Here is a 22841-nt window from a genome sequence, read left to right on the forward strand (position 1 = left end):
AGGCGGGAACTTTTCACGAAACTGTCATCGAATCACGAGCGGCACGGCAGCGCTCGTCACGCGCCGCACCTCGCAACCCTACCTCGAACCACCCTCAAGGCCGTCGCTTTTCTCGTGCAAGAACTGGATTTTACGTGATGTGGTACTGCTTCCGGCAGGTTTTTGCACTCGCGCGCAGCGGCACCGTATCGCTGCGTCAATTTGTCGTGCGGCGCCAGCAGGCGATCATTCACCCGATCGCCGCCGCGTCCGTGAACCTGAGCGTCATGATCGCACGCACGATCCCGTACGCGCCCGCCGTGGTATCTGCACTCGCGATACCGGCACATTCGGCATACACGTCGGCACGCTCAGCGGCCACGCAAGCCCAGGTCAACAGCAGCATGCTGCGCGCCATCAGTTGGCGCAGCACGGCGCTGGGCCCGTATGGCGATTACGTGGCCGCCGCGCTAGCTGCTTCTGCGCCCTTCGCCAGCGCTACCATCGGGACATCCGCCGCGGAACATTCGCCACAAGCGGCCGGTGCGCTGTCAGGTGCCAGCCCACTGCGGCTGGACGAGCCAGACCGGGCTGCCGGCCAATCCGAGCGCGTGCTCTTTGGCGCGCTCGACAGCCGATTCGCCAGCGCGATGCGGCAAGCAGGCGTACTGAGCAGCTCGATCGACGCAGCACTCGACGCGCTGCCGACCATGCGCGCATTGGCCGGCCCATTGCGCGGACAGCGCTACCGCGCGCTGCTGGGCACAGCCCAGGGCGAGTCATCCCGTACCCGACGCATCCTCGTCCTCGAGGTCTATGCTGTCAGTACCGCGCCCGTTCGCGCCATTTGGTACCGTCCACCGGGCAAGCGCGACGGCGGCTTCTATGCCGCCAACGGGCACTCGCTGCAACGCGGGCTCGATCCGCGTCCCGTTGCCAGTGCCCGACTGTCGTCACGCTTCGGCGAGCGCGTGCATCCGATTTCCGGACGCCGTGCGTTCCACAACGGCGTAGATTGGGCCGCGCCGCGCGGCACGCCGGTACGGGCAAGCGGGGCTGGAACTGTCACATTCTCGGGTTGGCGGCACGGGTATGGCAAGATGATCGTGGTGCGCCATGCTCGGCACTATGAGACCGTGTATGCCCACCTGTCGCGAACTGCGCCGAAACTGAGAATCGGTGCAAAAATCGCGCGCGGCGACGTGATCGGCTATGTCGGCAGCACCGGCTGGGCAACCGGCCCGCACCTGCACTATGAGGTGCGGCACCAGGGCCGCCATGTGAATCCGCTCGCGGCATCGGTCAGTCAACCCGCGTCATTGCGTGGTGCCACGCTACACGCGTTCGAGCAATACTCGGCGAATCTATCGATCGACGGCGACGTCCTGCCGCCGCGCGTCGCATCACAATGACGGACATCCTGCTGTCGTGCGGCGCATCACAATGGCGAACGTCATGCCGCCGTGCGGCGCATCGCCATGGCCAACGTCATGCCACCTTGCGGTGCATCGCCATGGCTGCAATGCAGCCGTGGCGTGCCGCGTCGATCATGCACGCTGGTCATCGGGCCGACGCACCGCTCAATGCCATCGGGAGCTTTAGGTGATACAACTCAGCGCCGAACACGACGGCGGCCACACTCGCTCACGACAGGCGCATGATGCCGACGGGCTATATATCGGCCTGATGTCAGGTACGAGCATGGATGGTATCGACGGCGTGATCGTCGACTTTACGCAAGGCCGGCCCCAGGTCCGTGCCGAGGCCTTCATCAGCTTGCCGTCCGAGTGGCGCGATGCCTTGTTCGCGTTGCAGGCTCCAGCGGATAACGAAGTGCACCGCGAAGCCCGTGCCGCCAACGCGCTGGCGACGCACTATGCGGCGTGCTGCCACACGCTGCAAACCAGCGCACAGGTATCAGCTAGACACGTGCGCGCCATCGGCGTGCACGGACAGACGATCAGGCACCGCCCCGAACTCGGCTATACGCGGCAGATCAACAATCCGGCGTTGCTGGCGGAGCTGACCGGTATCGACGTCGTCGCCGATTTCCGCGCGCGCGACGTGGCGGCGGGCGGCCATGGCGCCCCGCTCGCGCCGGCGTTTCATGCGGCGATGTTCGCGCACGAGCACGAGACCCGCGTAGTGTGCAATCTCGGAGGCATCAGCAACATTACGATTCTGGATCCGCGCGGACCAGTCCGCGGCTTCGACTGCGGCCCGGCGAACGCGTTGCTTGATCACTGGGCACAACGCCATTTGGGCACACCGTTCGACGAAAATGGTCGATTTGCCGCCCGCGGACAGGTCAACGACGCGTTGTTGCGCGCGTTGCTCGACGAGCCGTTTTTCAGCGCGCCGCCCCCGAAAAGCACCGGCCGGGACTTGTTCAACGCGTTATGGCTGCAACGCCGGCTCACGTCGTTTGCCGACATGGCGCCGCACGACGTGCAAGCGACGCTGGTCGCGTTGACGGCTCAGACCGTCGCGCATGACATCAAACATCAGGCAGGCGGGTGCCGGGCCGTCTATGTATGCGGTGGTGGCGCACGCAATGCCGTCCTGCTGGCGGCGTTGCAAACTGCGCTGCAGCGCGCTGGCACGGCGGACGCTCGCGTCGAAACCACGGATGCCCTCGGCATTGCCGCACATCAAGTTGAGGCACTGGCATTCGCGTGGCTGGCGATGCGCCATGTCGCACGCCTGCCTGGCAACCTGCCAACCGTCACCGGTGCCGCGGGCGACCGCGTGCTCGGCGCGCTGTATCCGCGCTAAGCCGTGCCGTTCGCACGCGGCCCACGGCGGCACGCGTCAGCGGCGGGGGATAAATGACAACGGGGCTGATCCGCCCCCGTAGTGAGCCGACTCGTGAAGGGCCGGCCGACTGATTTCGGTAACGATGCGCTTACCTTTCGGTAAGCGTACGCTTACACCGAGAACGACGAGCCGCAACCGCAGGTGGTGGTCGCGTTCGGGTTCTTGATCACGAATTGCGCGCCGTTCAAATCGTCCTTGTAGTCGATTTCCGCGCCTAGCAGGTACTGATAACTCATCGAGTCGATCAACAGCCGAACGCCGTTCTTGTCCATCACGGTGTCGTCCTCATTGACTTCTTCGTCGAACGTAAAGCCGTATTGAAATCCCGAACAGCCGCCGCCTTGCACGAACACGCGCAGCTTCAGTTCCGGGTTGCCTTCTTCATCGATCAGCTGTTTGACCTTGTCGGCGGCTGCGTCCGTGAAGACGAGCGGGGCCGGCATCTCGGTCACAGCGGTGTCGGTCAAAGCGTTCATCGAGTTCTCCAAAAATGCCTTCAACGCTATTCTAGGACTGTTCTGAACATCGTGCCGAAGGCCCTGAAACCAACAGGGACTTGCCCCTGCAGAAGTGCGCCCATGCTGGGCGCACCAAGAAAAAACCGCGGATCGGCTGATCCGCGGTTTTTTGCACGATGCCAGCGCCTGCAGGTGAACCTGGCCTGCGCTCCATCGCGGCGCGCGCTTAACGCTTGGAGAACTGCTTGCGACGGCGTGCCTTGTGCAAACCTACCTTCTTACGCTCGACTTCACGCGCATCGCGCGTCACGAAGCCAGCGCTCGACAGCGTCGGCTTCAACGTCGCATCGTAGTCGATCAACGCACGGGTGATACCGTGACGCACGGCGCCAGCCTGGCCGGTTTCGCCACCACCAACCACGTTGACCTTGATGTCAAACGTGTTCGCATGGTTCACCAGATCCAGCGGCTGACGCACGATCATCAGCGATGTCTCGCGCGAAAAGTAGTCGGCGATGGGCTTGCCATTGACGACGATGTCGCCCTTGCCAGCCTTGATAAACACGCGAGCCACTGCACTCTTGCGGCGGCCGGTACCGTAGTTCCAATTTCCGATCATCTGACTGGCTCCTTAGATCTCGAGCGCCTTCGGTTGTTGCGCGGTGTGCGGGTGCGTCGCGTCCGCGTAGACCTTCAGCTTCTTGATCATCGCGTAGCCGAGCGGGCCCTTCGGCAGCATGCCCTTGACAGCCTTCTCAAGTGCACGGCCCGGGAAACGCTCCTGCATCTTGCCAAAAGTCGTTTCATAGATGCCGCCCGGATAGCCCGAGTGACGGTAGTACTTCTTATCGGTCGTCTTGTTGCCGGTGACCTTTAGCTTGCCAGCATTGACGACGATGATGAAATCGCCGGTATCGACGTGCGGCGTGAACTCCGGCTTGTGCTTGCCGCGAAGGCGGCGTGCCACTTCGCTGGCGACACGGCCGAGGACCTTGTCCGTCGCGTCAATCACGTACCATTCGCGCTTCACCTCGTGGGCTTTGGCGGAAAACGTCTTCATGATCGATCCAAATGAGATGCTCTGCCCTTCTGTGGTCCTGCTTGTGGATGCGCGTCATGGCGCGGCGCAGGCTCTCCCTGATTCTTCTTCCGCGGGCATTTTCGGAAAAGCTCTGAATTATAAAGGGTTTTCAGACCGGGCGCTACTGCGGCGCTACCCGGGCCCTAACTTAGCCCTAGCGCAGCCCACATCATGGCGAAAAAAAACCCGAATCAATGTTCGGGTTCAATCCACCAAAGGAGGGAGGTGGAGGAGACAAGCGGGGGTCGAGCAAGTGTGCGTCGACCAATAGACAGCATTATAGGGATGATGCGGATAAGCCTCAATGAAAACTACATTGTGAAACTCACCCCCATCATACGAAATGTCGCAATAACACCACAAAGAGCGGCATCCCCTTTTGTATCAATGAGTTAATCACCTCTCGCCGACGCTGCGGCCCGACCAGCGAGCGCGCTTCACCTCGCGACGCCGAATCAACCATGGCGATTTCGCCGCCGTCCGCAGCCGGCCCGATCCACCATGGCGAGATCCCGTTGCTTCGCGTCGGCCGATGCGATGCTCACGCGGCAGCGGCGCGCGACAGCGCTCGTGCGCGTTCGTTACAATGTACGCAAGCTCAGGTCTGGAAACGCGCGATGGAATGCAAGGTCAGCTGGTTAGGCAAAGACGGGATGGCTTTCGTGGCCGAGACAGGCAGTGGCCACATGGTAGCGATGGATGGCGCACCGGAAGGCGGTGGCCGCAACCTAGCCCCGCGACCGATGGAAATGGTGTTGCTGGGCACCGGGGGCTGCACGGCTTACGACGTCGTGATGATTCTGAAAAAAAGTCGCCAAGACATTGTCGACTGCAACGTCACGCTGAAAGCCGAGCGGGCAAGCCAAGACCCGAAGGTATTCACGAAGCTCCACTTCCATTTTACGGTAAGCGGCCGGAACTTGAACCCGGCGACCGTCGAGCGCGCGATCAACCTGTCACACGACAAGTATTGCTCCGCCTCGATCATGTTGGCCAAGAGCGCGGAACTCACGCACTCGTTCGAGATCGTTGACGCGTAGCGCGTGTCACGAAAGGGGACAAAGCAGGCCGGTAAGCCGGATTCTGTGCGTGCGCCAGTTACCCGGCGCGCGTGACAGCCATTCCTCTAGGCGCGCCATTGCTGACGCGCTCAAGCTTCCTACCCGCAGGTCAGGACGGGGCCCGTCCTTGCGCCTTGTTACCGGCGCGCGCCTGCCTACTTGGAATTGCTCCGGGTGGAGGTTGCCGTGCCGGACTGCGTCGCCGCAGCCGCGGTGCGCTCTTACCGCACCGTTTCACCCTTACCTGATCCCGGCTTGCGCCGGGCCATCGGCGGTTTGCTTTCTGTTGCCCTGTTCCGCGTGTCGCCACGGATGGCTGTTAGCCATCACCCTGCCCTGTGGAGTCCGGACTTTCCTCGCCCCCGCGCAATGCACGGCAGCCGCGGCTGTCTGGCCTACTTTGCGTGACTGTCATTTTAGCATGGGTGGCGCGACCCGCGCCGGCCCACGCGGAACACCGACGTGTCCCCATAGAACCGCGGATCGGCGTTGGCCGCCCACCAACCCGGCACGCCAAGCACAGGCAGCGGCGAAAACCGCGCGATCGTCAGTGTCCCCCCCTTTTGGGCCCGCTCGCGCGGCACTTGCCGCAGTAGGTCATCGCTGACGTTGCCTTCGACGAGTGCCGTGGCAACACGGGCATCCACGTCGGCCTGGCGCTGCGCCGTGGGCGCATCGAACCAGTCCGGCTCAACTTGGCAGACCCATGCGTGCGCGGTGCAGGCGCGATACGGCGCGAGCAGCTTCTCCAGCAGCGCATGGCCGTACACGTACACAGCACATCGTGCAGACCACGCATGGCGATGGTCGACAAACAGACGGCGCCAGTCGAAAGCGCGCAGCGCTTCGGCTAGTGAGCCATCGGAAGTCACAAAGATCGCGCCGTTTTCGTCAAAGTGGGCTAGTGCATCGCGTACCGGCCCCCTGCCGTTGCCTGCCACGGGTGCCCCTGCCTGCCACCGTGCCTCGGCCATGCCGCAGGCGATCGTGGCGAGCTTGGTTCGCGGGAAAGCAAGCCAACTCGCCGCGTTAAAAAAATCGTGCAGATTGTCGCGCGTGGGCACACAACCTGTCGCAGCAATGTGCGCTTCGTAACGCGTGCCGGGCGGCAACAAATGTTGCGCCACGAAGGTCAGCGGCAGGTCAGCGCCGATGCACAGCGACGCCGCTTGGGCATCCTGCGTCATCGTGCTGAGCCACGCGCCGACCCCATACGTATCGAGCACCCGTTGCCAGCGCATTCCATGGGCCCGGAACGGCGCGAACCACGGTCGCGACCAGTCGATTCGCGCTACGGCCTCACGCAGCGGTGGCATGGCCGCCATGCGCGTCAGCGCAGCTTCCAGCCGAGCGCTTCGCCGGCCTTGAGCGGCACCACGCTGATGCCGCCTGCGTCGATGGCCTCGGGCAACGTCCAACTTGTGCGCTCGAGCGTCACCGTGTCGGTGGCACGCGGCAATCCATAGAAGTCGGCACCATGAAAGCTCGCAAAACCTTCTAGCCGGTCCAGGGCACCGGCCTCATCAAAGGCCTGCGCGTACAGCTCCAGCGCATGCAGCGCCGTGTAGCAACCGGCGCAGCCACACGCGTGCTCCTTTAGGCTCTTCGGGTGCGGCGCGCTATCGGTACCGAGAAAAAAGCGCGGATGACCCGAGGTAGCCGCCTCGACGAGCGCCACGCGGTGCGCCTCCCGCTTGAGCACCGGCAAGCAGTAATAATGCGGGCGGATGCCGCCGACCAGCATCGCATTGCGGTTCAGCAGCAAGTGGTGAGCGGTAATCGTGGCACCCAGCGTGCCCGGCGCCGCATCCGCGTCGCGCACATACTGCGCCGCGTCACGCGTCGTGATGTGCTCGAACACCACCTTGAGCGCTGGGAAATCACGCCGCAACGGCTCGAGCACCCGGTCGATGAACACCTTTTCGCGATCGAACACGTCAATTGACGGATCCGTCACCTCGCCGTGGACCAGCAGCGGCAGGCCGGTCTGCTGCAACGCCTCCAGCGTAGCCGTGCAGTGGCGCAGATCCGTGACACCGGCGTCCGAATGGGTCGTTGCGCCGGCCGGATACAGCTTCACGCCGTGCACGAAGCCACTTTCGCGGGCCCGCCGGATTTCGTCCGGTAACGTGTTGTCGGTCAGGTACAACGTCATCAGCGGCTCGAACGCGGCGCCAGGGCCCTGCACGGGACGCGCGGCAAGAATGCGCTGCCGATAAGCGCCAGCCTGGGCGGTCGTGGTGACCGGCGGCTTCAGATTCGGCATGATGATCGCGCGGCCGAACTGCCGGGCGGTATGCGGCAGCACCGCTTCGAGCATCGCGCCGTCACGCACGTGCAAGTGCCAATCATCGGGGCGGACGAGAGTCAGCGCGGCGGTGCCCGAGGCGGCGGCGCCGGCTGCAGTGGAATGGGTCTGGGACGGGTTCATGTCGATCGGCAGTTGAGCATGCGCATCACGCATGCGAAGGCTCGTCCGTGCTCACGCGTCAAGGCGAAGCAGCGACGCATACATCGCTATTTCAGCTTGGGCGGCCTCGGACTCGGTGATATTCTTCAAAAATATCATTGTAGCGGGCGCTAAGCGCGCTCGCGCAGCACCGCGTTTTCGCATCATGCGCCAATTGCTCGGAATGAATTGCGCGGCGCTCACGGACGTGACCTTTTCGTTCACGGGCTTCGCGGCGCGTGGCGGCGTCACCGACCATCATGCCGATGGCTTCGGCATCGCGTTCTTCGAAGACAAGGCCTGCCGACGTGGCAGCTAAGGCGCAAGAGCCACGGTGCAAGGCCACCGTGGCGTCCATGTTGAACACCACCGAGGACAGCGAGTTCACCATCGAGTCCACGGACGACGTCGCAGCAGCGCAAGCGTAACGTTGCCCGTTCCGTGCCCGCTACCGGTAGCCCCCTTTGAACCGAATTGACTGATTCGGTATGGCATTACCCGTTTCGCGCTTAGCGGTGCCGCGCATCACCTGCAAGCTATCCTTCATCAGATGGCGACGGCGCCGGTACAATCGCGCGGGCCGAGCCGGCTTTGCGTCTATGCTTTCCATGTCCGCCACGGAGGCTATCCCACACCATGCTGAAATGCTTCCCTGTCCTCGGGCGCGGTTCGGCGCCACCCGCCTCATCGACGAGCGACCCCACCCAAGCCGATGGCTGCAAACCGGACTCCAGCGGCAATCGCGCAGCAGCAGCTCAGCGATCGACGGGCTTATCGGTGCCTCCCGATTCGCCACTTGCAAAGTTCCGCGAAGCGGTCCGTCAGGTTAGTCTAGGTAATCGGCCTGTCAGTGTGCGCGCCATACCGGGCACGGGCATCGTTCACGTGAAGATCCAGGGCGATGCCAAAGTATTCGACAGTGTCGGCATGGAAGGGATCGATACATCGAACGGCCCCAAACGGCTTGAGTACCTCGCAATCCCCACAGATAGATATGTGCCACACCTGGCAGGCGGCGGCAAACAACCGTACGTCGTCAGCGCCCTGTCAGATAAAGAAATGCGGCAATTGATGTCCCCCAACCAGTCTTTGAAAAGCAAGCTGCTATCTCGCGACCCGCCCGGCCCTATCGCGTATATCAATGGAGGGTTCTACGGACACACCGGCATCAGAGAAGACGAGATCGGTATCAAATCGTACGCAGCGAACGCCCCGATCGGCGACGCCAAAGTCAAAGGAATCAAGCAAATCGAAGGTGTGCGACCCCAAGACGCCTATGAGGACGACTATCATAAGGTAACTTTTCCGAACGGATCCTATGTGACCCTCGCGCCATTGCTGGCGCAGGTTAACGAAACCACGGGTCAATACGAAAACAAGTTTCTCGCGGAAAAGGCGGCCAATCCGAAATATGCATTCGAGAACACGCCACTGAACCGCCCTGGAGAACTCGGTCACGCGTCGCACCCGAATGCACGCAGCGCAATCGATTTTCCATCGTCGTCTCAGCCCGCGGCCTCACCCACCGCGCTGAAAACGAACCAGTACAGAATGGTCATCGCCGGAGACGATAGCGGCGTACGCGGCGTCCGCTCGACAGGCATGCGAATGGCCGAGCTAGCCATCGCGCTCACCCGGATTGGGGCATTCAACCGCGATCCGGGTTATGCCATCGCATGCGATGGCGGATCGTCAACGACAATGGGCGTCATCGACGGCCAGGGCAAATCGCTGCTTAGCGTCCAAGGGCTGCTCAACGAATCGTCGGCCGTCAATTTCGTCGCGCTCGCATCATCGAATCCGCCCAAACCCACTCAAGACGCCACGGCCAAGCGGACCCCATACGTGGCGAAGCCGTAGCGTGCGACCCACCGCTGGCGACGGGCCGCTTCCCAGACAGCAGATGCCGCCGGGGACGCTACGGTCAATGCAAAATCTTGGCCAGGAAATCCTTCGCGCGATCCGATTTTGGATTCGCGAAGAAGTCTTCCTTGCGATCATCCTCAACGATCGCCCCCCGATCCATGAAGATGACCCGGTGCGCGACCTTCTTTGCAAAGCCCATTTCATGCGTCACGCACATCATCGTCATGCCTTCCTGCGCTAGCTCGACCATCACGTCCAGCACCTCATTGATCATCTCCGGATCGAGCGCCGAAGTCGGCTCGTCAAACAGCATCGCGATCGGGTCCATTGACAAGGCGCGCGCAATCGCCACACGCTGCTGCTGACCGCCAGACAACTGCCCAGGATACTTATCAGCATGCGCCTTCAGGCCGACACGATCGAGCAACTTCAGTCCCTTGGCGCTTGCCTCGTCCTTCGAGCGCCCGAGCACCTTGATTTGCGCAAGCGTCAAGTTTTCAGTGATCGACAAGTGTGGGAACAGCTCAAAATGCTGGAACACCATCCCGACTTTCGCACGCAGCCTCGACAAGTTTGTCTTAGGATCACCGACCGATTGCCCATTGATCGTGATCTCGCCTTTCTGAAAAGGCTCCAGTCCGTTGACCGTTTTGATCAGCGTCGACTTGCCCGAGCCCGACGGGCCGCACACGACCACCACCTCGCCTTTCTTGACCTCGGCCGAGCAATCCGTCAGCACCTGGAAGGACCCGTACCACTTCGAAACATTCTTGATCGAAATCATCTTGCGACCTTTTTCTGAAGACCCTTGACGAGGCTTGACGCCACCACGCAAATCACAAAATACACGGCGCCCGCGAACAGCGCCATCTCGACGATCGTGCCGTCCCGGTCACCGACGTTCGCCGCAGTCCGGAAGAAATCCGCGACGCTGATCACATAGACTAGCGACGTGTCCTGGAACAGCACGATGGCCTGCGTCAGCAACAGCGGCATCATCGCGCGCAGCGCCTGCGGCAGCACGATCAGCCGCATGCCTTGGCCGTAGGTCATGCCGAGCGCGGAGGCGGCGCTGAGCTGCCCACGCGGCACGGCCTGGATGCCGGCCCGGATGATCTCCGAGTAATACGCGGCCTCGAACAACGAGAACGCGACCATCGCCGACACGAGCCGGATATCAACATCGGGCGACACGTCCAGCAACCGCTGCAGCAACTGGGGCACCAGCAGGAAGAACCACAACAGCACCATCACCAGCGGAATCGAGCGAAACAGGGTCACATAGCCGCGCGCGAACCATTCGAGTGGCTTGAACCCCGACAGCCGCATGAGCGCAAGCAGCGTGCCCCACACGATACCCACGACGATTGCCAGCACGGTGATCTGCAACGTGATCACCGCGCCGGTCCACAACGTCGGCAGCGCGTCCGGGATGCCTGACCAGTTGAACTGATGCATCATTTGCCTCCGATGTAGCCCGGCAACCGGGTCTTTTTCTCGACCCAGCGCATGAAGCCCATTACCACTAGGTTGATCAACACGTAAGCGAGCGTCACCGCAATGAACGACTCATAGGCCTGCGCAGTGTAGTCGACCAGTTGCCGTGCTTGCGCCGACAGGTCCAGCAGGCCAATGGTCGATGCCACAGCGGAGTTCTTAAAAATATTGAGAAACTCGGAGGTCAACGGCGGCACAATGATCCGGAACGCGACCGGCAGCATCACATGGCGATAGGTCTGCGGCAACGTGAAGCCCAGCGCCAAGCCCGCGGCACGCTGTCCGCGCGGCAACGCATTGATGCCCGAGCGCACTTGCTCGCAGACGCGGGCCGCCGTGAACAGCCCGAGGCACAGAATCGATGCCGAGAAGAATTGCGCATTCGGCGGCAACTGCTTGAACCACGTGCCGATCGATGGCGGCAGGATCTCCGGCAGCACAAAGTACCAGATAAAGAACTGTACAATCAGTGGGATGTTGCGGAACACCGCGACGTAGACCGTGCCAATGCCGGACAGCCATTTGTTCGGCACGGTGCGCAGCACGCCCATCAGCGCGCCGACAAGCAGCGCGATCACCCACGCGCCTAACGACACCGCGACCGTATTCCACAGCCCCGAGATCAGCCAGCCCAGATAGGTCGTTGGCTCGCCGGTCGAAACCGGGGTCATGAAAATGCCCCAATTCCAGTGATAACCCATGATTCGACTCCAAAAAGAAACGGAAGGCGCGCCTGGAGGCAAGGCAGCATCCCTTCCGTTTCATTCACGCCTGTCAGTGAACAATGTGACCGAGCGGATCAGTCCATCGCCTTGTCGTTCGGGTTCTTGAACAGCGCCTTCATGTCGGCAGACAGCGGGAAGTTCAGGTTCAGCCCCTTCGGCGGGATCGGGGACTCAAACCACTTCTTGTAGATTTGCGCCGCTTCACCCGATGTCTCGACCTTTGCGATCGCCGCATCGACGACCCTCTTAAACGCCGGGTCGCCCTTGCGCATCATGCAGCCGTACGCTTCGTGCGATTGCGGGGTGCCGACGATCACGAAGTCGCCCGGATGGCTCGACTTCGCGCGTTCGCCGGCGAGCAGCGCGTCATCCATCATAAACGCGGCGGCACGGCCGGTCGACAGCGTCAAGAATGACTCGCCATGGTCCTTCGCGCTGATGATGCTCATGTCCATGTTATGGTCCTGGTTCAGCTTGCGCAGCAACCGTTCGGACGTCGTGCCGGCCGTGGTCACGACCGTCTTACCCTTCAGGTCAGCGAAGTCCTTGATGCCTGAATCCTTCTTAGTCATCAACCGCGTGCCCACCACGAAAATCGTGTTCGAGAACACAGCCTGCTTCTGCCGGTCCAGGTTGTTGGTGGTCGAGCCGCACTCGATGTCGATCGTACCGTTCTGTACGAGCGGGATGCGGTTTTGCGACGTGATCGGAATCAGCTTGACCTTCAGATCGGGCGTCTTCAATTCATGCTTGACCGCCTCGACGACCTTCAGCGCAAGCTCCTGCGAATAACCCACGACGTTCTGCTGCTCATCATAGTACGAGAACGGAATCGACGACTCGCGGTGCCCCAACGCAATGACGCCCGAATCCTTGATTTTCTTCAGCGTCTCCGTCTCCTGCGCCTGGGCGGCCCCGGTCAGGGCAGCCAGTGCAGCCAATGTGAATGCGGCTTTCTTGATGTTCATCCACGATCTCCTTCGCGAAAACTCGCGTCAGTGTAGCAAAGTCATTATTATGAAAGTAATGAGTTGAAGTACTAATCTACGAGCTTTTGCGTTCGTTGCTCCGCACATCGCTTCGCGCCGGCTCACGGATAGGACGCCACTGCGCCGCCGATGATCGCGCCGCGCCCAGCCAATGCGAAGACAGACCGCGGGCTCGCGCCACGCGGTCTGTCTAGATTGCAGCAATAGGACTCAGAGACTCAGCAATGGATCACGGATACAGGCCGCGCATCTCGCGCGCCATCAGAATGCGCTTGCACGCGATGATATAGGCTGCGGTGCGCACGGACACGTCATTTTCCTGCGCGACCTGCCAAACGCTGGCAAACGCTTCGCGCATCACGCGCTCCAGCCGATGGTTGATCTCGTCCTCGGTCCAGAAGAAGCTGGAGAAGTCCTGCACCCATTCGAAGTAGGACACCGTGACGCCGCCGGCATTGGCAACCACATCGGGGATCACCAGCACGTTGTTCTCACGCAGGATATCGTCGGCGAGCGGCGTGGTCGGACCATTCGCCCCCTCGACCACGATCTTTGTGCGGATCCGCGAGGCGTTCTTCTCGTTGATCTGGCCTTCGAGCGCAGCAGGAATCAGGATGTCGCTCTCGATACCCCAGAAATCATCGTCGCCGAGCGGCTCTGCGCCGGTAAAGCCGGCTACGCCGCCTTGCGCCGCGACATGCTCGAGCAACGCATGCGCGTCGATGCCGGACGGCTTATAGATTGTGCCGGTGTGGTCCTGGACCGCCACCACTTTCGCCCCCGCCTCGACGAATAGCTTCGCGGCGATCCCGCCGACGTTGCCAAACCCCTGCACCGCGACGCGCGCCGACGCGATATCCAATCCGATGCGCCGTGCCGCCTCGCAACCGACGGTAAACACTCCGCGCCCGGTCGCTTCGCGCCGGCCCAGCGATCCACCCAGCGAGATCGGCTTGCCCGTCACCACGCCCGTCGCGGTTTGGCCGACGTTCATCGAGTACGTGTCCATCATCCACGCCATCACCTGCTCATTGGTGTTGACGTCGGGCGCTGGAATGTCGGTGTTCGGCCCGATGATAATACCGATTTCACTCGTATACCGGCGCGTGACCCGCTCAAGCTCGCCGCGCGAGAGCTTGCGCGGGTCGACACGGATGCCGCCCTTTGCGCCGCCATACGGCACGTTGACCGCCGCATTCTTGATCGACATCCACGCGGACAGCGCCATCACCTCGGACAGCGTCACGTCCTGGTGGTACCGCACGCCGCCCTTGCCGGGCCCGCGCGACGTGTTGTGCTGAACCCGGTAGCCTTCAAAATGCGCGATCGTGCCATCGTCCATCTCGATTGGCACATCAACGACCAAGATGCGCTTGGGGCGCTTGAGCGTCTCGATCCAGCGTGAAAGCGAGCCCAGGTGCGGCGCAACACGATCGATTTGCTGCAGGTAGGAGCCCCACGGACCCAGCGAATCGGCATGTAAGTAGGACGGCAGAGCGTGCTTGGAAGGCGTCGGTAAATCGTTCGAAACAGTTTGCTGCGCGGACATGAATAGGTCCTCTTCGGTCAAGTTGGCCGCCATTGTGAGAAAGCGGCACGACTAAATCCAATGCCGAATTATCATGCTCTATGCTTTTCTTGCATAACGTGCGGCGGCGCACGCAGCGCGTCAGAGAACTCGTTGTGGCGTCGCTGTCTTCGGATCGGCCTCGCCGTTGGTGTTGGTGTTGGTTTTCGGTTTGGGTGTCGGTGCCGGCGTCAGGATCGGTGCCGGTGCCAGTACCAGTGTCGGTGCTCGTGTCGATACCCGTGCCCATGCCTTGTGCCAAGCGGCCACAGTTCAATGCCCGCGCCAGCGGCCGACTACACATCGGCAGCCAACTCGGCCGCCAGGCGCCACACCGTGTCCACCAACTCGCCGCGGGCCTCGTCGCTATGCGACGCCAGCTTATCGCGATATAACCGGATCTCCATTGCAAGCGTAAATCGATCAGCAGTCGCGCCCCGCATCGGACGGTCGAGCCGCACGAGGCGCTCAGCCATCACTGCGTCCTCCACCGCGCTATGCGGCAGGAACGCGACGCCGTGGCCGGCCAGCGTCATCGCCTTGAGCCCTTCGGCCATGTCGGTCTCGTACACTTTATCCAGGTATAGCGGGACCGACGCCGTGCCAATGATCGTCTCCGTCAATCGTCCTAAATACGCATTCGGCGTATACGATAGGTAAGGAACCGGTGCTTCCTTCGTGCCTGGCAGCGTGAAACGCGCGCGGCCGCTGCGCGTCGTCGCGGCGAACGGGCTGATCGGCTCGATTCCCAGCACGAGCATGTCGTAGCGTGCGGGATCCAGCGCAACGGGATGACTTGGGTGATGATAGCCCATCACCAGGTCGCAGCCCCCCTCCACCAGCGACAGCACCGCGTCATGCACGTTCAGCGCGCGCAGCCGCACATGGACCCGCCCGGTATGCTTCTCGATACTGTCCAGCCAGCGCGGAAAGAAGGTCAACGACAGCGTGTGCGGCACGGCGAACTCGATCGTCGCAGCTGGCGCTCGCCCGTGGCCGCGCAACACGGTGCGCGCTTCGTGAAACTGGGACAGCATCGTCAGCGCCTGCTCGTAGAACACTTGTCCGGCTTGCGTGAGCCGCGTTGGGTACACCGAGCGGTCGATCAGCTCGGTGCCAAGCCAGGCTTCCAACGCCTGGATGCGCCGCGAAAACGCGGGCTGCGTCACATGCCGCAGTTCGGCTGAGCGGCTGAAGCTTCGCGTCTCGGCCAGCGACACAAAGTCTTCCAGCCATTTCAGTTCCATGCAACGACTCCGTTAGCCATCCTCGCGCCGCGATGCGCCCACGCGTCGGGCCGCGCGACATCGCGCTGCGCCACACACCGGAAGACGGCCACGGCGCAGCGCGCAGCCTCCATTGTAGCGTTCAGCGCCCGTCGGCGCGGCTGGAAGCATCGGCGTGTTCGACCTGCCGGTCGTCATGAGCATAACCAGAAAAGCACCAGCAGCTATCGACGGCTTGGCGACGCATCGCGGATCGATTGTCGGTAAAATAATGGGCTTCTACTCTCTCGCAGAAGGCCGCACGATGCGCCGGCCTGGCATCGACATCCACAACTGCCTGGCTCGCCGGCCGGCCCACCGATACGCAGGAACCGCTCATGACCACGTCCCTGACTGAATTACCCCATGATAAGCCGGTGGCGTTGCGCGTCGTGCCCCAGCCTCGCGATGCCAACGTGCATGGCGACGTGTTCGGCGGCTGGATCATGGCTCAGGTTGACATCGCTGGTGCGATCCCGGCATCGCGGCGCGCGAACGGCCGCGTCGTCACGGTCGCAGTCAATTCGTTTGTCTTCAAGCAGCCGGTGTTCGTCGGCGACCTGCTCAGCTTCTATACAGACATCATCCGCACCGGTCGCACGTCAATCACCGTCGACGTGTCGGTCTATGCGCAACGCATGGGCCTGGTCGGCGAGACCGTTAAGGTTACCGAAGCAACGCTGACCTATGTCGCGACCGATTTGCAGCGCCGTCCGCGCGAACTGCCACCGCTCGACTGACACCCCGATTTGCGTTAAACGACATTGCCCGGACGTGCGCAATAGCTTCTCAGATTAGGCCGAACGACTTCATCGCAGGAATGAAATCGTGGTTCGCCACCGGCTTTCGCGACAGCTTGGCCAGCACATATCGGTGAAACGGCGGCAGCGTGGCCCAGCGGGCGACACTGACCGGGGTCACCCCAGCCAGTGAGCATTGCTTGAGCAACGCGTCGGGCACCGCATCGGTACGCTGCCATGCGCACGACATGTCCGGCGCCGGCATAGGTGACTCGGCGTTAAGATGGGTCCGCAGCATCTCGGCAAGCGCCTGGTCGAAACTGCGCTCGATCTGTGGATCGTCGTCCAGCGGAAAGCGCGCCAATAGCTCACGATCCGCGTGGGGCAACGTCTGCCATTGCGCCAGCGAGATGCGCACGCCAAAGCGGTCCAGATTGTAGCGGACCGCCAGCGGGATATACGTGAGGTTTTCACAAGATGAAACCTCGAAGTCGAGCAATAGCGGAGTATCGAGCAACGGCATGGTCATGAGCGTCCGAAAAAGGCGATGAGTGGCACGGAGCATCGGCAGGTCGCCCGCGGATGCACCGCGTGCAGCCGGCATCGCGTGTTTCAGGTATTGTAGGACGATCGAATCGTCATCCGTTCATTGCTCCCTATGCCTCTGCCTACCGAGCCGCGCGCTGCCCACCCGCACGGCACAGACGCCGGCGCCAATGCCAATGCCACCAGCAATACCGCTGCTGGCACTACTGATACTACCGGCACCCACACCCGCACCCGCACCGCCAGTACCCACACCGATACAGGCTCGATTCCCCACACCGGGGTCCACATCGACGACGATACCGGAAAATCCGGCTTGCTGGAGCGCCCCATCCTGCGCACGGCAGCCGGCGGGCGTCAGGTAGAGCATGATGTTGTCGCCGACGAAGTACCGGTGGCACTAGTATTTAACGGGATCTCGCACGCTGTCATGATGTGCACGCCGCGGGACCTGGACCTGTTCGCGGTCGGCTTTGCGTTGACCGAGGGGATCGTATCGTCAGGCAGCGAAATCCATGACATTGAGGTGCTGATGCACGACGAGGGCTACGCGCAGGTACAGCTCACGTTGGTGCAGCACGCGTTCGCGTCGCTGAAGGACAAGCGCCGCGCCCTGGCCGGACGAACCGGTTGCGGCGTGTGCGGCATTGAGAGCGTGCAATTGCTCGACCTGGAGCCGGAGCACATCGAGCATACTGGTTTCCTGCAGCGTCTGGCCGCGGATGCGCTCGCGCGCGCGGTGCGGGAATTGCCGGCGCACCAGCCGCTCATGCAAGCATGCGGCGGTGTGCACGCAGCCGCCTGGTGCAATGCCCACGGCACGATCCGCTATGCGTTCGAAGATGTCGGCAGGCACAATGCGCTGGACAAGCTGATCGGACAACTCGTGCTCGCGCGCGAGGACATGCGCGACGGCTTTGTGTTCCTGTCGAGCCGAGCCAGCTATGAACTGGTGCGCAAATGCGCGCGCGTGAGCGTGCCGATGGTGGCGACGATCTCCGCGCCGACCGCGCTCGCCGTGTCAATCGCGGCCCAAGCCGGCATCCGACTGGTCAGTTTTTGTCGCGAGTCCGGCTACGTCGAGTACAGTGCGCCGGCACTGCCCCGCTAGATGAGGACGGCCGGCGGCGAGCCGTGGCGGCGCCGTGCGACAGCACAGCCCGTCGTCCGATGTTTGTCCGACGTGGCAATCACTCGAATGGCGCGAAGTCCGGCTTGCGCTTTTGCAAGAATGCGCTCAGCGCTTCGCGCGCCTGCGGTGAGTGCAACATCCGGTCGAATTGCTCCGCCTCCTCGGCAATGCGCTGCGCGACCTGTGCCTGTGCGTCCTGCTTGAGCAGCATCTTGGTCACGCGCAGCGACGACGCGGGCAGCGCCACAAGCTTCGCCGCCTGCGCCAGCGCGAATGCATGCAACTGCGCGAGCGGCAACACCCGGCTCACGATGCCAATCGCTTGGGCCTCATGCGCATCGAATGGCTCGCCAAGCAGCAGCGTCTGCGCGGCGCGCTGGTAGCCGGCCAGCCGCGGCAGCAACAGGCTTGACGCCGCCTCGGGGCACAGCCCGAGTTGCGTGAACGGCAGCGAGAAGCGCGCGTTGTCGGCCGCGTAGACCAGGTCGCAATGCAGCAGCAGCGTCGTGCCGATGCCGACCGCCGGGCCCGACACCGCGGCAACGATCGGCTTAGCCGTCGTACTGATCTGCTGCAGGAACTGGAGCACCGGAGCATCCGGCCCGGACAGTGGCCGCTGCATAAAGTCCTCTAGGTCATTGCCTGCGCAAAACACCCCATCATGGCCACGAATCAAGATCGCGCGCACCGACGCATCATTGCGGGCCTGCGCGAACGCGTCGGCCATCGACTGGTACATCGCGGCCGTCATCGCATTTTTCTTGTCCGGCCGGTTCAACTGGAGGGTCAACACGCCGCGCGCACGTCCAATTACGAGATCCATCGTCCGATGTCTCCTCGGTTGACCGATCGCACGCGGCACGCGGGTAGGGCAACCCGGGATGAGCCGTCGCGCGAGCGGCGAATAAAAAACGGCTCGCCAAGCGCTGCCCGCGAGCCGTCGATGCGTCGCGACAGGTATGCGTCCCGACGCATCGGCGCGTTATACCCGCTCGAGGATACCGGCGGCACCCATGCCGGTCCCGACGCACATCGTCACCATGCCGTACTTCTGCTTGCGACGACGCAGCCCGTGCACGAGCGTGGCGGCGCGGATCGCCCCCGTGGCGCCCAGCGGGTGGCCCAATGCAATCGCGCCGCCCAGCGGGTTCACCTTGGTCTGGTCAAGCCCCAGCTCCCCGATCACCGCCAGCGCCTGCGCGGCAAACGCCTCGTTCAATTCAATCCAGTCGATGTCCTGCAACGCCAGGCCGGCGGACTTCAGCGCGGCCGGAATGGCTTCCTTCGGGCCGATGCCCATGATCTCCGGCGGCACGCCACGCACCGCAAAGCTCACGAAGCGCGCCAGCGGTGTAAGGTTGAATTGCTTAAGGATCTTTTCCGACACCACGATCAGTGCACCGGCGCCATCCGAAGTCTGCGAGCTGTTACCGGCCGTCACCGTGCCCTTGTTCGCGAACACGGTCTTGAGCTTGCTAAGCCCTTCCAGCGTCGTGTCGGCACGGGGCCCCTCGTCCAGCGCGATCTCACGCGCGTTCACGACGATCTGGCCGCTCGCCAGATCCGGCACGCGGTCCGTCACCGTGTATGGCGCAATCTCGTCGGCAAATTCGCCCGCCTGCTGAGCGGCCAACGCCTTTTGGTGCGAACGCAGCGAAAATTCGTCCTGCACCTCGCGCGACACTTCCCAGCGCTGCGCCACGCGCTCGGCGGTCAGCCCCATTCCATAGGCAATGCCGATATGCTCGTTGGCATCGAAGATATGCGGTGACAACGATGGCTTGTTGCCCATCATCGGCACCATGCTCATCGACTCGCAGCCGCCGGCGAGCATCACATCCGCTTCGCCGACCCGGATGCGGTCGGCCGCTATCGCCAGCGCGGTCACGCCGGACGCGCAAAAGCGGTTCACCGTGACACCGCCAACACTGGACGGCAGGCCCGCCAGCAGCGCGCCGATGCGCGCGACGTTCAGGCCCTGCTCCGCCTCCGGGATCGCACAGCCGACGATGGCATCCTCGATCAGCTTCGTATCGAGCGCCGGCACCTGCGCGAGAGCCGAGCGGATCGCGTGAGTCAGCAACTCGTCAGGGCGCGTATTGCGGAAAGCACCGCGCGGCGCCTTGCCGACCGGCGTGCGGCTGGCCGCGACGATGTAGGCATCTTGCACTTGTTTGCTCATCTTCAGACTCCTTGTCGGGCCGCGTTAGTTACGCACCGGCTTGCCGGTCTGCAGCATGCCCATGATCCGTTCCTGCGTCTTCTGCGTGCCGAGCAGCGCAACGAACGCCCGGCGCTCGAGCGCGAGCAACCACGCCTCATCAACGGTACTGCCCGCTTCGACGTCCCCACCGCAGATCGTTTCAGCGATGCGGCTGGCGATCAGGAAATCGTGTTCGCTGATAAAGCGCCCGTCGCGCATGTTAACCAGCGACGCCTTGATCGTTGAAATCGCCGAGCGTCCCGCCACCGGGATCGCGTTGGCCGGCAACGGGGGGCGATAGCCAGCCGCCGCCAGCATGCGCGCTTCGTGCTTTGCGGTGTCGAGCAATTCGTGCACATTCAAGACAATCGTGTCCGACGGCTTTAGATAGCCGAGCGTGCGCGCCTCGTGCGCGGACGACGACACCTTCGCCATGGCTGCCGCCTCAAAGGGCTTTTGCAGGAACTGCAGCAAATTGCCCGTCGTCGCCCCTGCGTCGGCTGCGGCCTGAGCCGCGCGCAGCGCCGCCTCCTTGAGCCCGCCGCCGGCCGGCACCAGCCCCACGCCGACCTCGACTAGCCCGATATAGGTCTCCACGTGAGCGACGCGCTTGGCACTATGCAACAGCAGTTCACAGCCGCCCCCCAGCGCAATGCCCGATGCGGCCGATACCACCGGTACATTCGCGTACTTCACGCGCAGCATGCCCTGCTGAAATTTTTGTACGAATGGCTCGATGCCCTTGGCGCCACCCATCATAAACGCAGGCATCGCTTCCTCGAGATTCGCGCCCGCGGAGAACGGGCCGCCCGGCGCGCCGAGCTTCAGCGACGTCGGCTGCCAGATCACCAGCGCCTTGTATTGCTGCTCAGCCACATCAATTGCCTGCGTGATTCCATCGATCACGCTCAGCCCGATCGTATTCATCTTCGACTTGAACGACAGAATCAGCACATCGTCCTCACCGGTCCGCTCGTCGACCCATGCGCGCACCGCGTCGGTCTCGAACACCGTCTTGCCATACGTGCGCGGATCGTTGCTGGCCTCACCAACCAGCGGGGCACGGAACACCTGCTTGCGGTAGACCGGCAACGTGCTGCGCGGCACGAACGTGCGCCGCGCTGGCGACCACGCGCCCTGTGCGGTATGCACGCCGCCTTGTTCCCCAACCGGGCCCTCCAGCACCCATGCCGGCAGCGCCACGTCGGCCAATGCCTTGCCGGCGCGGATGTCTTCCTGGACCCATTCGGCAACCTGCTTCCAGCCGGCGGCCTGCCATCCTTCGAACGGTCCCTCAGTCCAGCCGAAGCCCCAGCGGATCGCCAGGTCGAGGTCGCGCGCGTTATCGGCGATCGATTCGAGGTGCACGGCAATGTAGTGGTACACATCACGGAAGATCGACCACAGGAATTGCGCCTGTGGGTGCGTGGACTCGCGCAACAGCTTCAACCGCTCGGCGGGCGCACGCTTCAGGATGCGCGCGACAAGCTCGTCGGCCTTGGCGCCACTGTCCACGTACTCGCCGGTCTGTGCGTTCAGCACCTTAATGGCCTTGCCTTCCTTCTTATAGAACCCCGCGCCGCTCTTTTGTCCGAGCGCGCCCTTGCCCACCAGCGCGGCAAGCACCGGCGGCGTCTGGTAGACCGGGAAGAACGGATCGCCGGTTAGGTTGTCCTGCATCGTCTTGATGACGTGCGCCATCGTATCCAGGCCGACCACGTCGGCGGTACGGAATGTGGCCGACTTTGCGCGGCCGAGCCGTGAGCCGGTTAGGTCATCGACCTCGTCAAAGCGCAGTCCGAACTTGGCTGCCTCAGTGATCACCGCGAGGATCGAGAAGATGCCGACGCGGTTCGCAATGAAGTTTGGTGTGTCCTTGGCGCGCACCACGCCCTTGCCGACCACGCTAGTCAGCACGGTCTCGAGTTGGTCGAGTATCTCCGGGCGCGTATGCTCGGTCGGAATCAGCTCGACCAGATGCATATACCGCGGTGGATTGAAAAAGTGCACGCCGCAAAAGCGCGCTTTCAGATCATCGGAGAAGCCTTCCGAGAGCTGGGTAATCGACAGCCCCGACGTATTGGTCGCGAAGATCGCCTGCTCGCCGATATACGGCGACACCTTCTTGTACAGATCGTGTTTCCAGTCCATGCGCTCAGCGATCGCCTCGATCACCAGATCGCACTCGCGCAGCTTGTCCAGGTCGTCCTCGTAGTTAGCGGCGACGAGATGCGCGGCATCGTCCTTCACGCCAAGCGGCGCCGGCGACAGCTTTTTCAGGTGCTCGATCGCGTTAAGCGCGATGCCGTTCTTGGGTCCCGCCTTCGCGGGCAGGTCGAACAGCAGCACCGGCACTCTCGCGTTGATCAGGTGCGCCGCGATCTGCGCGCCCATCACGCCAGCGCCCAGCACCGCCACCTTACGAATGATCAGATTGCTCACGTGTCTCTCCAATTAGAGCCTGCT

Annotated in this window: 22 protein-coding genes, 1 other RNA gene and 1 pseudogene; 7 read left to right on the plus strand and 17 right to left on the minus strand. The window is 62.8% G+C overall.

Annotated elements, in window-relative coordinates:
• Positions 1 to 137: 137 nt before the first annotated feature.
• Positions 138 to 1391 (plus strand): M23 family metallopeptidase, encoded by a 1254-nt coding sequence (locus IHE30_RS00845; protein WP_337688058.1) that lies wholly within the window; start codon positions 138 to 140, stop codon positions 1389 to 1391.
• Between the two features lie 193 nt (positions 1392 to 1584).
• Positions 1585 to 2754 (plus strand): anhydro-N-acetylmuramic acid kinase, encoded by a 1170-nt coding sequence (locus IHE30_RS00850; RefSeq protein ID WP_337688367.1) that lies wholly within the window; start codon positions 1585 to 1587, stop codon positions 2752 to 2754.
• A 152-nt stretch (positions 2755 to 2906) separates the two neighbouring features.
• Here IHE30_RS00850 and erpA read toward each other — a convergent pair whose 3' ends face one another.
• The 3 genes from erpA to rplM all read right to left on the minus strand — a co-directional run bounded on the left by erpA (position 2907) and on the right by rplM (position 4314).
• The gene (gene erpA / locus IHE30_RS00855; RefSeq protein WP_041753846.1) at positions 2907 to 3272 is read right to left on the minus strand and encodes an iron-sulfur cluster insertion protein ErpA; all 366 of its coding nucleotides are present in this window, start codon (positions 3270 to 3272) and stop codon (positions 2907 to 2909) included.
• 208 nt (positions 3273 to 3480) lie between these two features.
• Positions 3481 to 3873: a 30S ribosomal protein S9 gene (gene rpsI / locus IHE30_RS00860; RefSeq protein ID WP_013436282.1), complete on the minus strand. Its 393-nt coding sequence runs from the start codon at positions 3871 to 3873 to the stop codon at positions 3481 to 3483.
• Between the two features lie 12 nt (positions 3874 to 3885).
• Positions 3886 to 4314 (minus strand): 50S ribosomal protein L13, encoded by a 429-nt coding sequence (gene rplM / locus IHE30_RS00865; protein WP_013436283.1) that lies wholly within the window; start codon positions 4312 to 4314, stop codon positions 3886 to 3888.
• A 638-nt stretch (positions 4315 to 4952) separates the two neighbouring features.
• Between rplM and IHE30_RS00870 the strand changes: the two genes are divergently transcribed.
• Positions 4953 to 5375, plus strand: a complete 423-nt coding sequence (locus IHE30_RS00870; protein ID WP_337688369.1) for an OsmC family protein — start codon at positions 4953 to 4955, stop codon at positions 5373 to 5375.
• Between the two features lie 16 nt (positions 5376 to 5391).
• On the opposite strand, the gene rnpB is transcribed toward IHE30_RS00870, so the two are convergent.
• From rnpB to pyrC, 3 genes are all read right to left on the minus strand, one after another.
• Positions 5392 to 5798, minus strand: an RNA gene (rnpB, locus tag IHE30_RS00875) — RNase P RNA component class A.
• Positions 5799 to 5812: 14 nt separating this feature from the next.
• Positions 5813 to 6712, minus strand: a complete 900-nt coding sequence (locus tag IHE30_RS00880; protein ID WP_337688064.1) for a DUF3025 domain-containing protein — start codon at positions 6710 to 6712, stop codon at positions 5813 to 5815.
• A 14-nt stretch (positions 6713 to 6726) separates the two neighbouring features.
• Positions 6727 to 7827 (minus strand): dihydroorotase, encoded by a 1101-nt coding sequence (gene pyrC / locus IHE30_RS00885; RefSeq protein ID WP_337688370.1) that lies wholly within the window; start codon positions 7825 to 7827, stop codon positions 6727 to 6729.
• A 184-nt stretch (positions 7828 to 8011) separates the two neighbouring features.
• On the opposite strand from pyrC, the pseudogene IHE30_RS00890 reads away from it, so the two are divergent.
• Both IHE30_RS00890 and IHE30_RS00895 read left to right on the plus strand, forming a co-directional pair.
• Positions 8012 to 8152: pseudogene (locus tag IHE30_RS00890) on the plus strand (class II glutamine amidotransferase); the annotation flags it as partial.
• Positions 8153 to 8622: 470 nt separating this feature from the next.
• Complete coding sequence (locus IHE30_RS00895) at positions 8623 to 9705, plus strand: hypothetical protein (RefSeq protein WP_337688065.1); 1083 nt, start codon at positions 8623 to 8625, stop codon at positions 9703 to 9705.
• A 64-nt stretch (positions 9706 to 9769) separates the two neighbouring features.
• Here the strand turns inward: IHE30_RS00895 and IHE30_RS00900 are convergent, their stop codons facing one another.
• The 7 genes from IHE30_RS00900 to IHE30_RS00930 form a co-directional block, all read right to left on the minus strand.
• Complete coding sequence (locus tag IHE30_RS00900) at positions 9770 to 10495, minus strand: amino acid ABC transporter ATP-binding protein (protein WP_337688067.1); 726 nt, start codon at positions 10493 to 10495, stop codon at positions 9770 to 9772.
• Complete coding sequence (gene gltK, locus IHE30_RS00905; RefSeq protein ID WP_337688070.1) at positions 10492 to 11169, minus strand: glutamate/aspartate ABC transporter permease GltK; 678 nt, start codon at positions 11167 to 11169, stop codon at positions 10492 to 10494. Before gltK ends, IHE30_RS00900 begins: the two co-directional genes overlap by 4 nt.
• Positions 11169 to 11909, minus strand: a complete 741-nt coding sequence (locus IHE30_RS00910; protein WP_337688072.1) for an amino acid ABC transporter permease — start codon at positions 11907 to 11909, stop codon at positions 11169 to 11171. The genes gltK and IHE30_RS00910 overlap by 1 nt, the downstream gene beginning before the upstream one ends.
• A gap of 98 nt (positions 11910 to 12007) precedes the next feature.
• A complete protein-coding gene (locus tag IHE30_RS00915) occupies positions 12008 to 12901 on the minus strand; it encodes a glutamate/aspartate ABC transporter substrate-binding protein (protein ID WP_337688074.1) in 894 nt (297 codons plus the stop codon).
• A gap of 250 nt (positions 12902 to 13151) precedes the next feature.
• Complete coding sequence (locus IHE30_RS00920) at positions 13152 to 14471, minus strand: Glu/Leu/Phe/Val family dehydrogenase (RefSeq protein ID WP_337688075.1); 1320 nt, start codon at positions 14469 to 14471, stop codon at positions 13152 to 13154.
• 314 nt (positions 14472 to 14785) lie between these two features.
• Positions 14786 to 15736: a LysR family transcriptional regulator gene (locus tag IHE30_RS00925; RefSeq protein WP_337688077.1), complete on the minus strand. Its 951-nt coding sequence runs from the start codon at positions 15734 to 15736 to the stop codon at positions 14786 to 14788.
• A gap of 121 nt (positions 15737 to 15857) precedes the next feature.
• Positions 15858 to 16094, minus strand: coding sequence for a hypothetical protein (locus tag IHE30_RS00930; protein WP_337688079.1), 237 nt, complete (start codon positions 16092 to 16094; stop codon positions 15858 to 15860).
• Between IHE30_RS00930 and IHE30_RS00935 the strand changes: the two genes are divergently transcribed.
• Positions 16093 to 16494 (plus strand): acyl-CoA thioesterase, encoded by a 402-nt coding sequence (locus tag IHE30_RS00935; protein ID WP_337688081.1) that lies wholly within the window; start codon positions 16093 to 16095, stop codon positions 16492 to 16494. The genes IHE30_RS00930 and IHE30_RS00935 overlap by 2 nt on opposite strands.
• A gap of 49 nt (positions 16495 to 16543) precedes the next feature.
• Here IHE30_RS00935 and IHE30_RS00940 read toward each other — a convergent pair whose 3' ends face one another.
• A complete protein-coding gene (locus tag IHE30_RS00940; protein ID WP_337688372.1) occupies positions 16544 to 17017 on the minus strand; it encodes a nitrate reductase associated protein in 474 nt (157 codons plus the stop codon).
• Positions 17018 to 17143: 126 nt separating this feature from the next.
• On the opposite strand from IHE30_RS00940, the gene fdhD reads away from it, so the two are divergent.
• Positions 17144 to 18151: a formate dehydrogenase accessory sulfurtransferase FdhD gene (gene fdhD / locus IHE30_RS00945; protein WP_337688083.1), complete on the plus strand. Its 1008-nt coding sequence runs from the start codon at positions 17144 to 17146 to the stop codon at positions 18149 to 18151.
• 79 nt (positions 18152 to 18230) lie between these two features.
• Here fdhD and IHE30_RS00950 read toward each other — a convergent pair whose 3' ends face one another.
• From IHE30_RS00950 to IHE30_RS00960, 3 genes are all read right to left on the minus strand, one after another.
• Complete coding sequence (locus tag IHE30_RS00950; protein WP_337688085.1) at positions 18231 to 18995, minus strand: enoyl-CoA hydratase; 765 nt, start codon at positions 18993 to 18995, stop codon at positions 18231 to 18233.
• 159 nt (positions 18996 to 19154) lie between these two features.
• Entirely contained in the window at positions 19155 to 20354 is a 1200-nt protein-coding gene (locus IHE30_RS00955; RefSeq protein ID WP_337688088.1) for an acetyl-CoA C-acyltransferase, read from the minus strand.
• A 24-nt stretch (positions 20355 to 20378) separates the two neighbouring features.
• The gene (locus IHE30_RS00960; RefSeq protein ID WP_337688090.1) at positions 20379 to 22817 is read right to left on the minus strand and encodes a 3-hydroxyacyl-CoA dehydrogenase/enoyl-CoA hydratase family protein; all 2439 of its coding nucleotides are present in this window, start codon (positions 22815 to 22817) and stop codon (positions 20379 to 20381) included.
• Positions 22818 to 22841 lie beyond the last annotated feature (24 nt).

Source organism: Mycetohabitans sp. B46, from assembly GCF_037389205.1.
Lineage (GTDB): Bacteria > Pseudomonadota > Gammaproteobacteria > Burkholderiales > Burkholderiaceae > Mycetohabitans.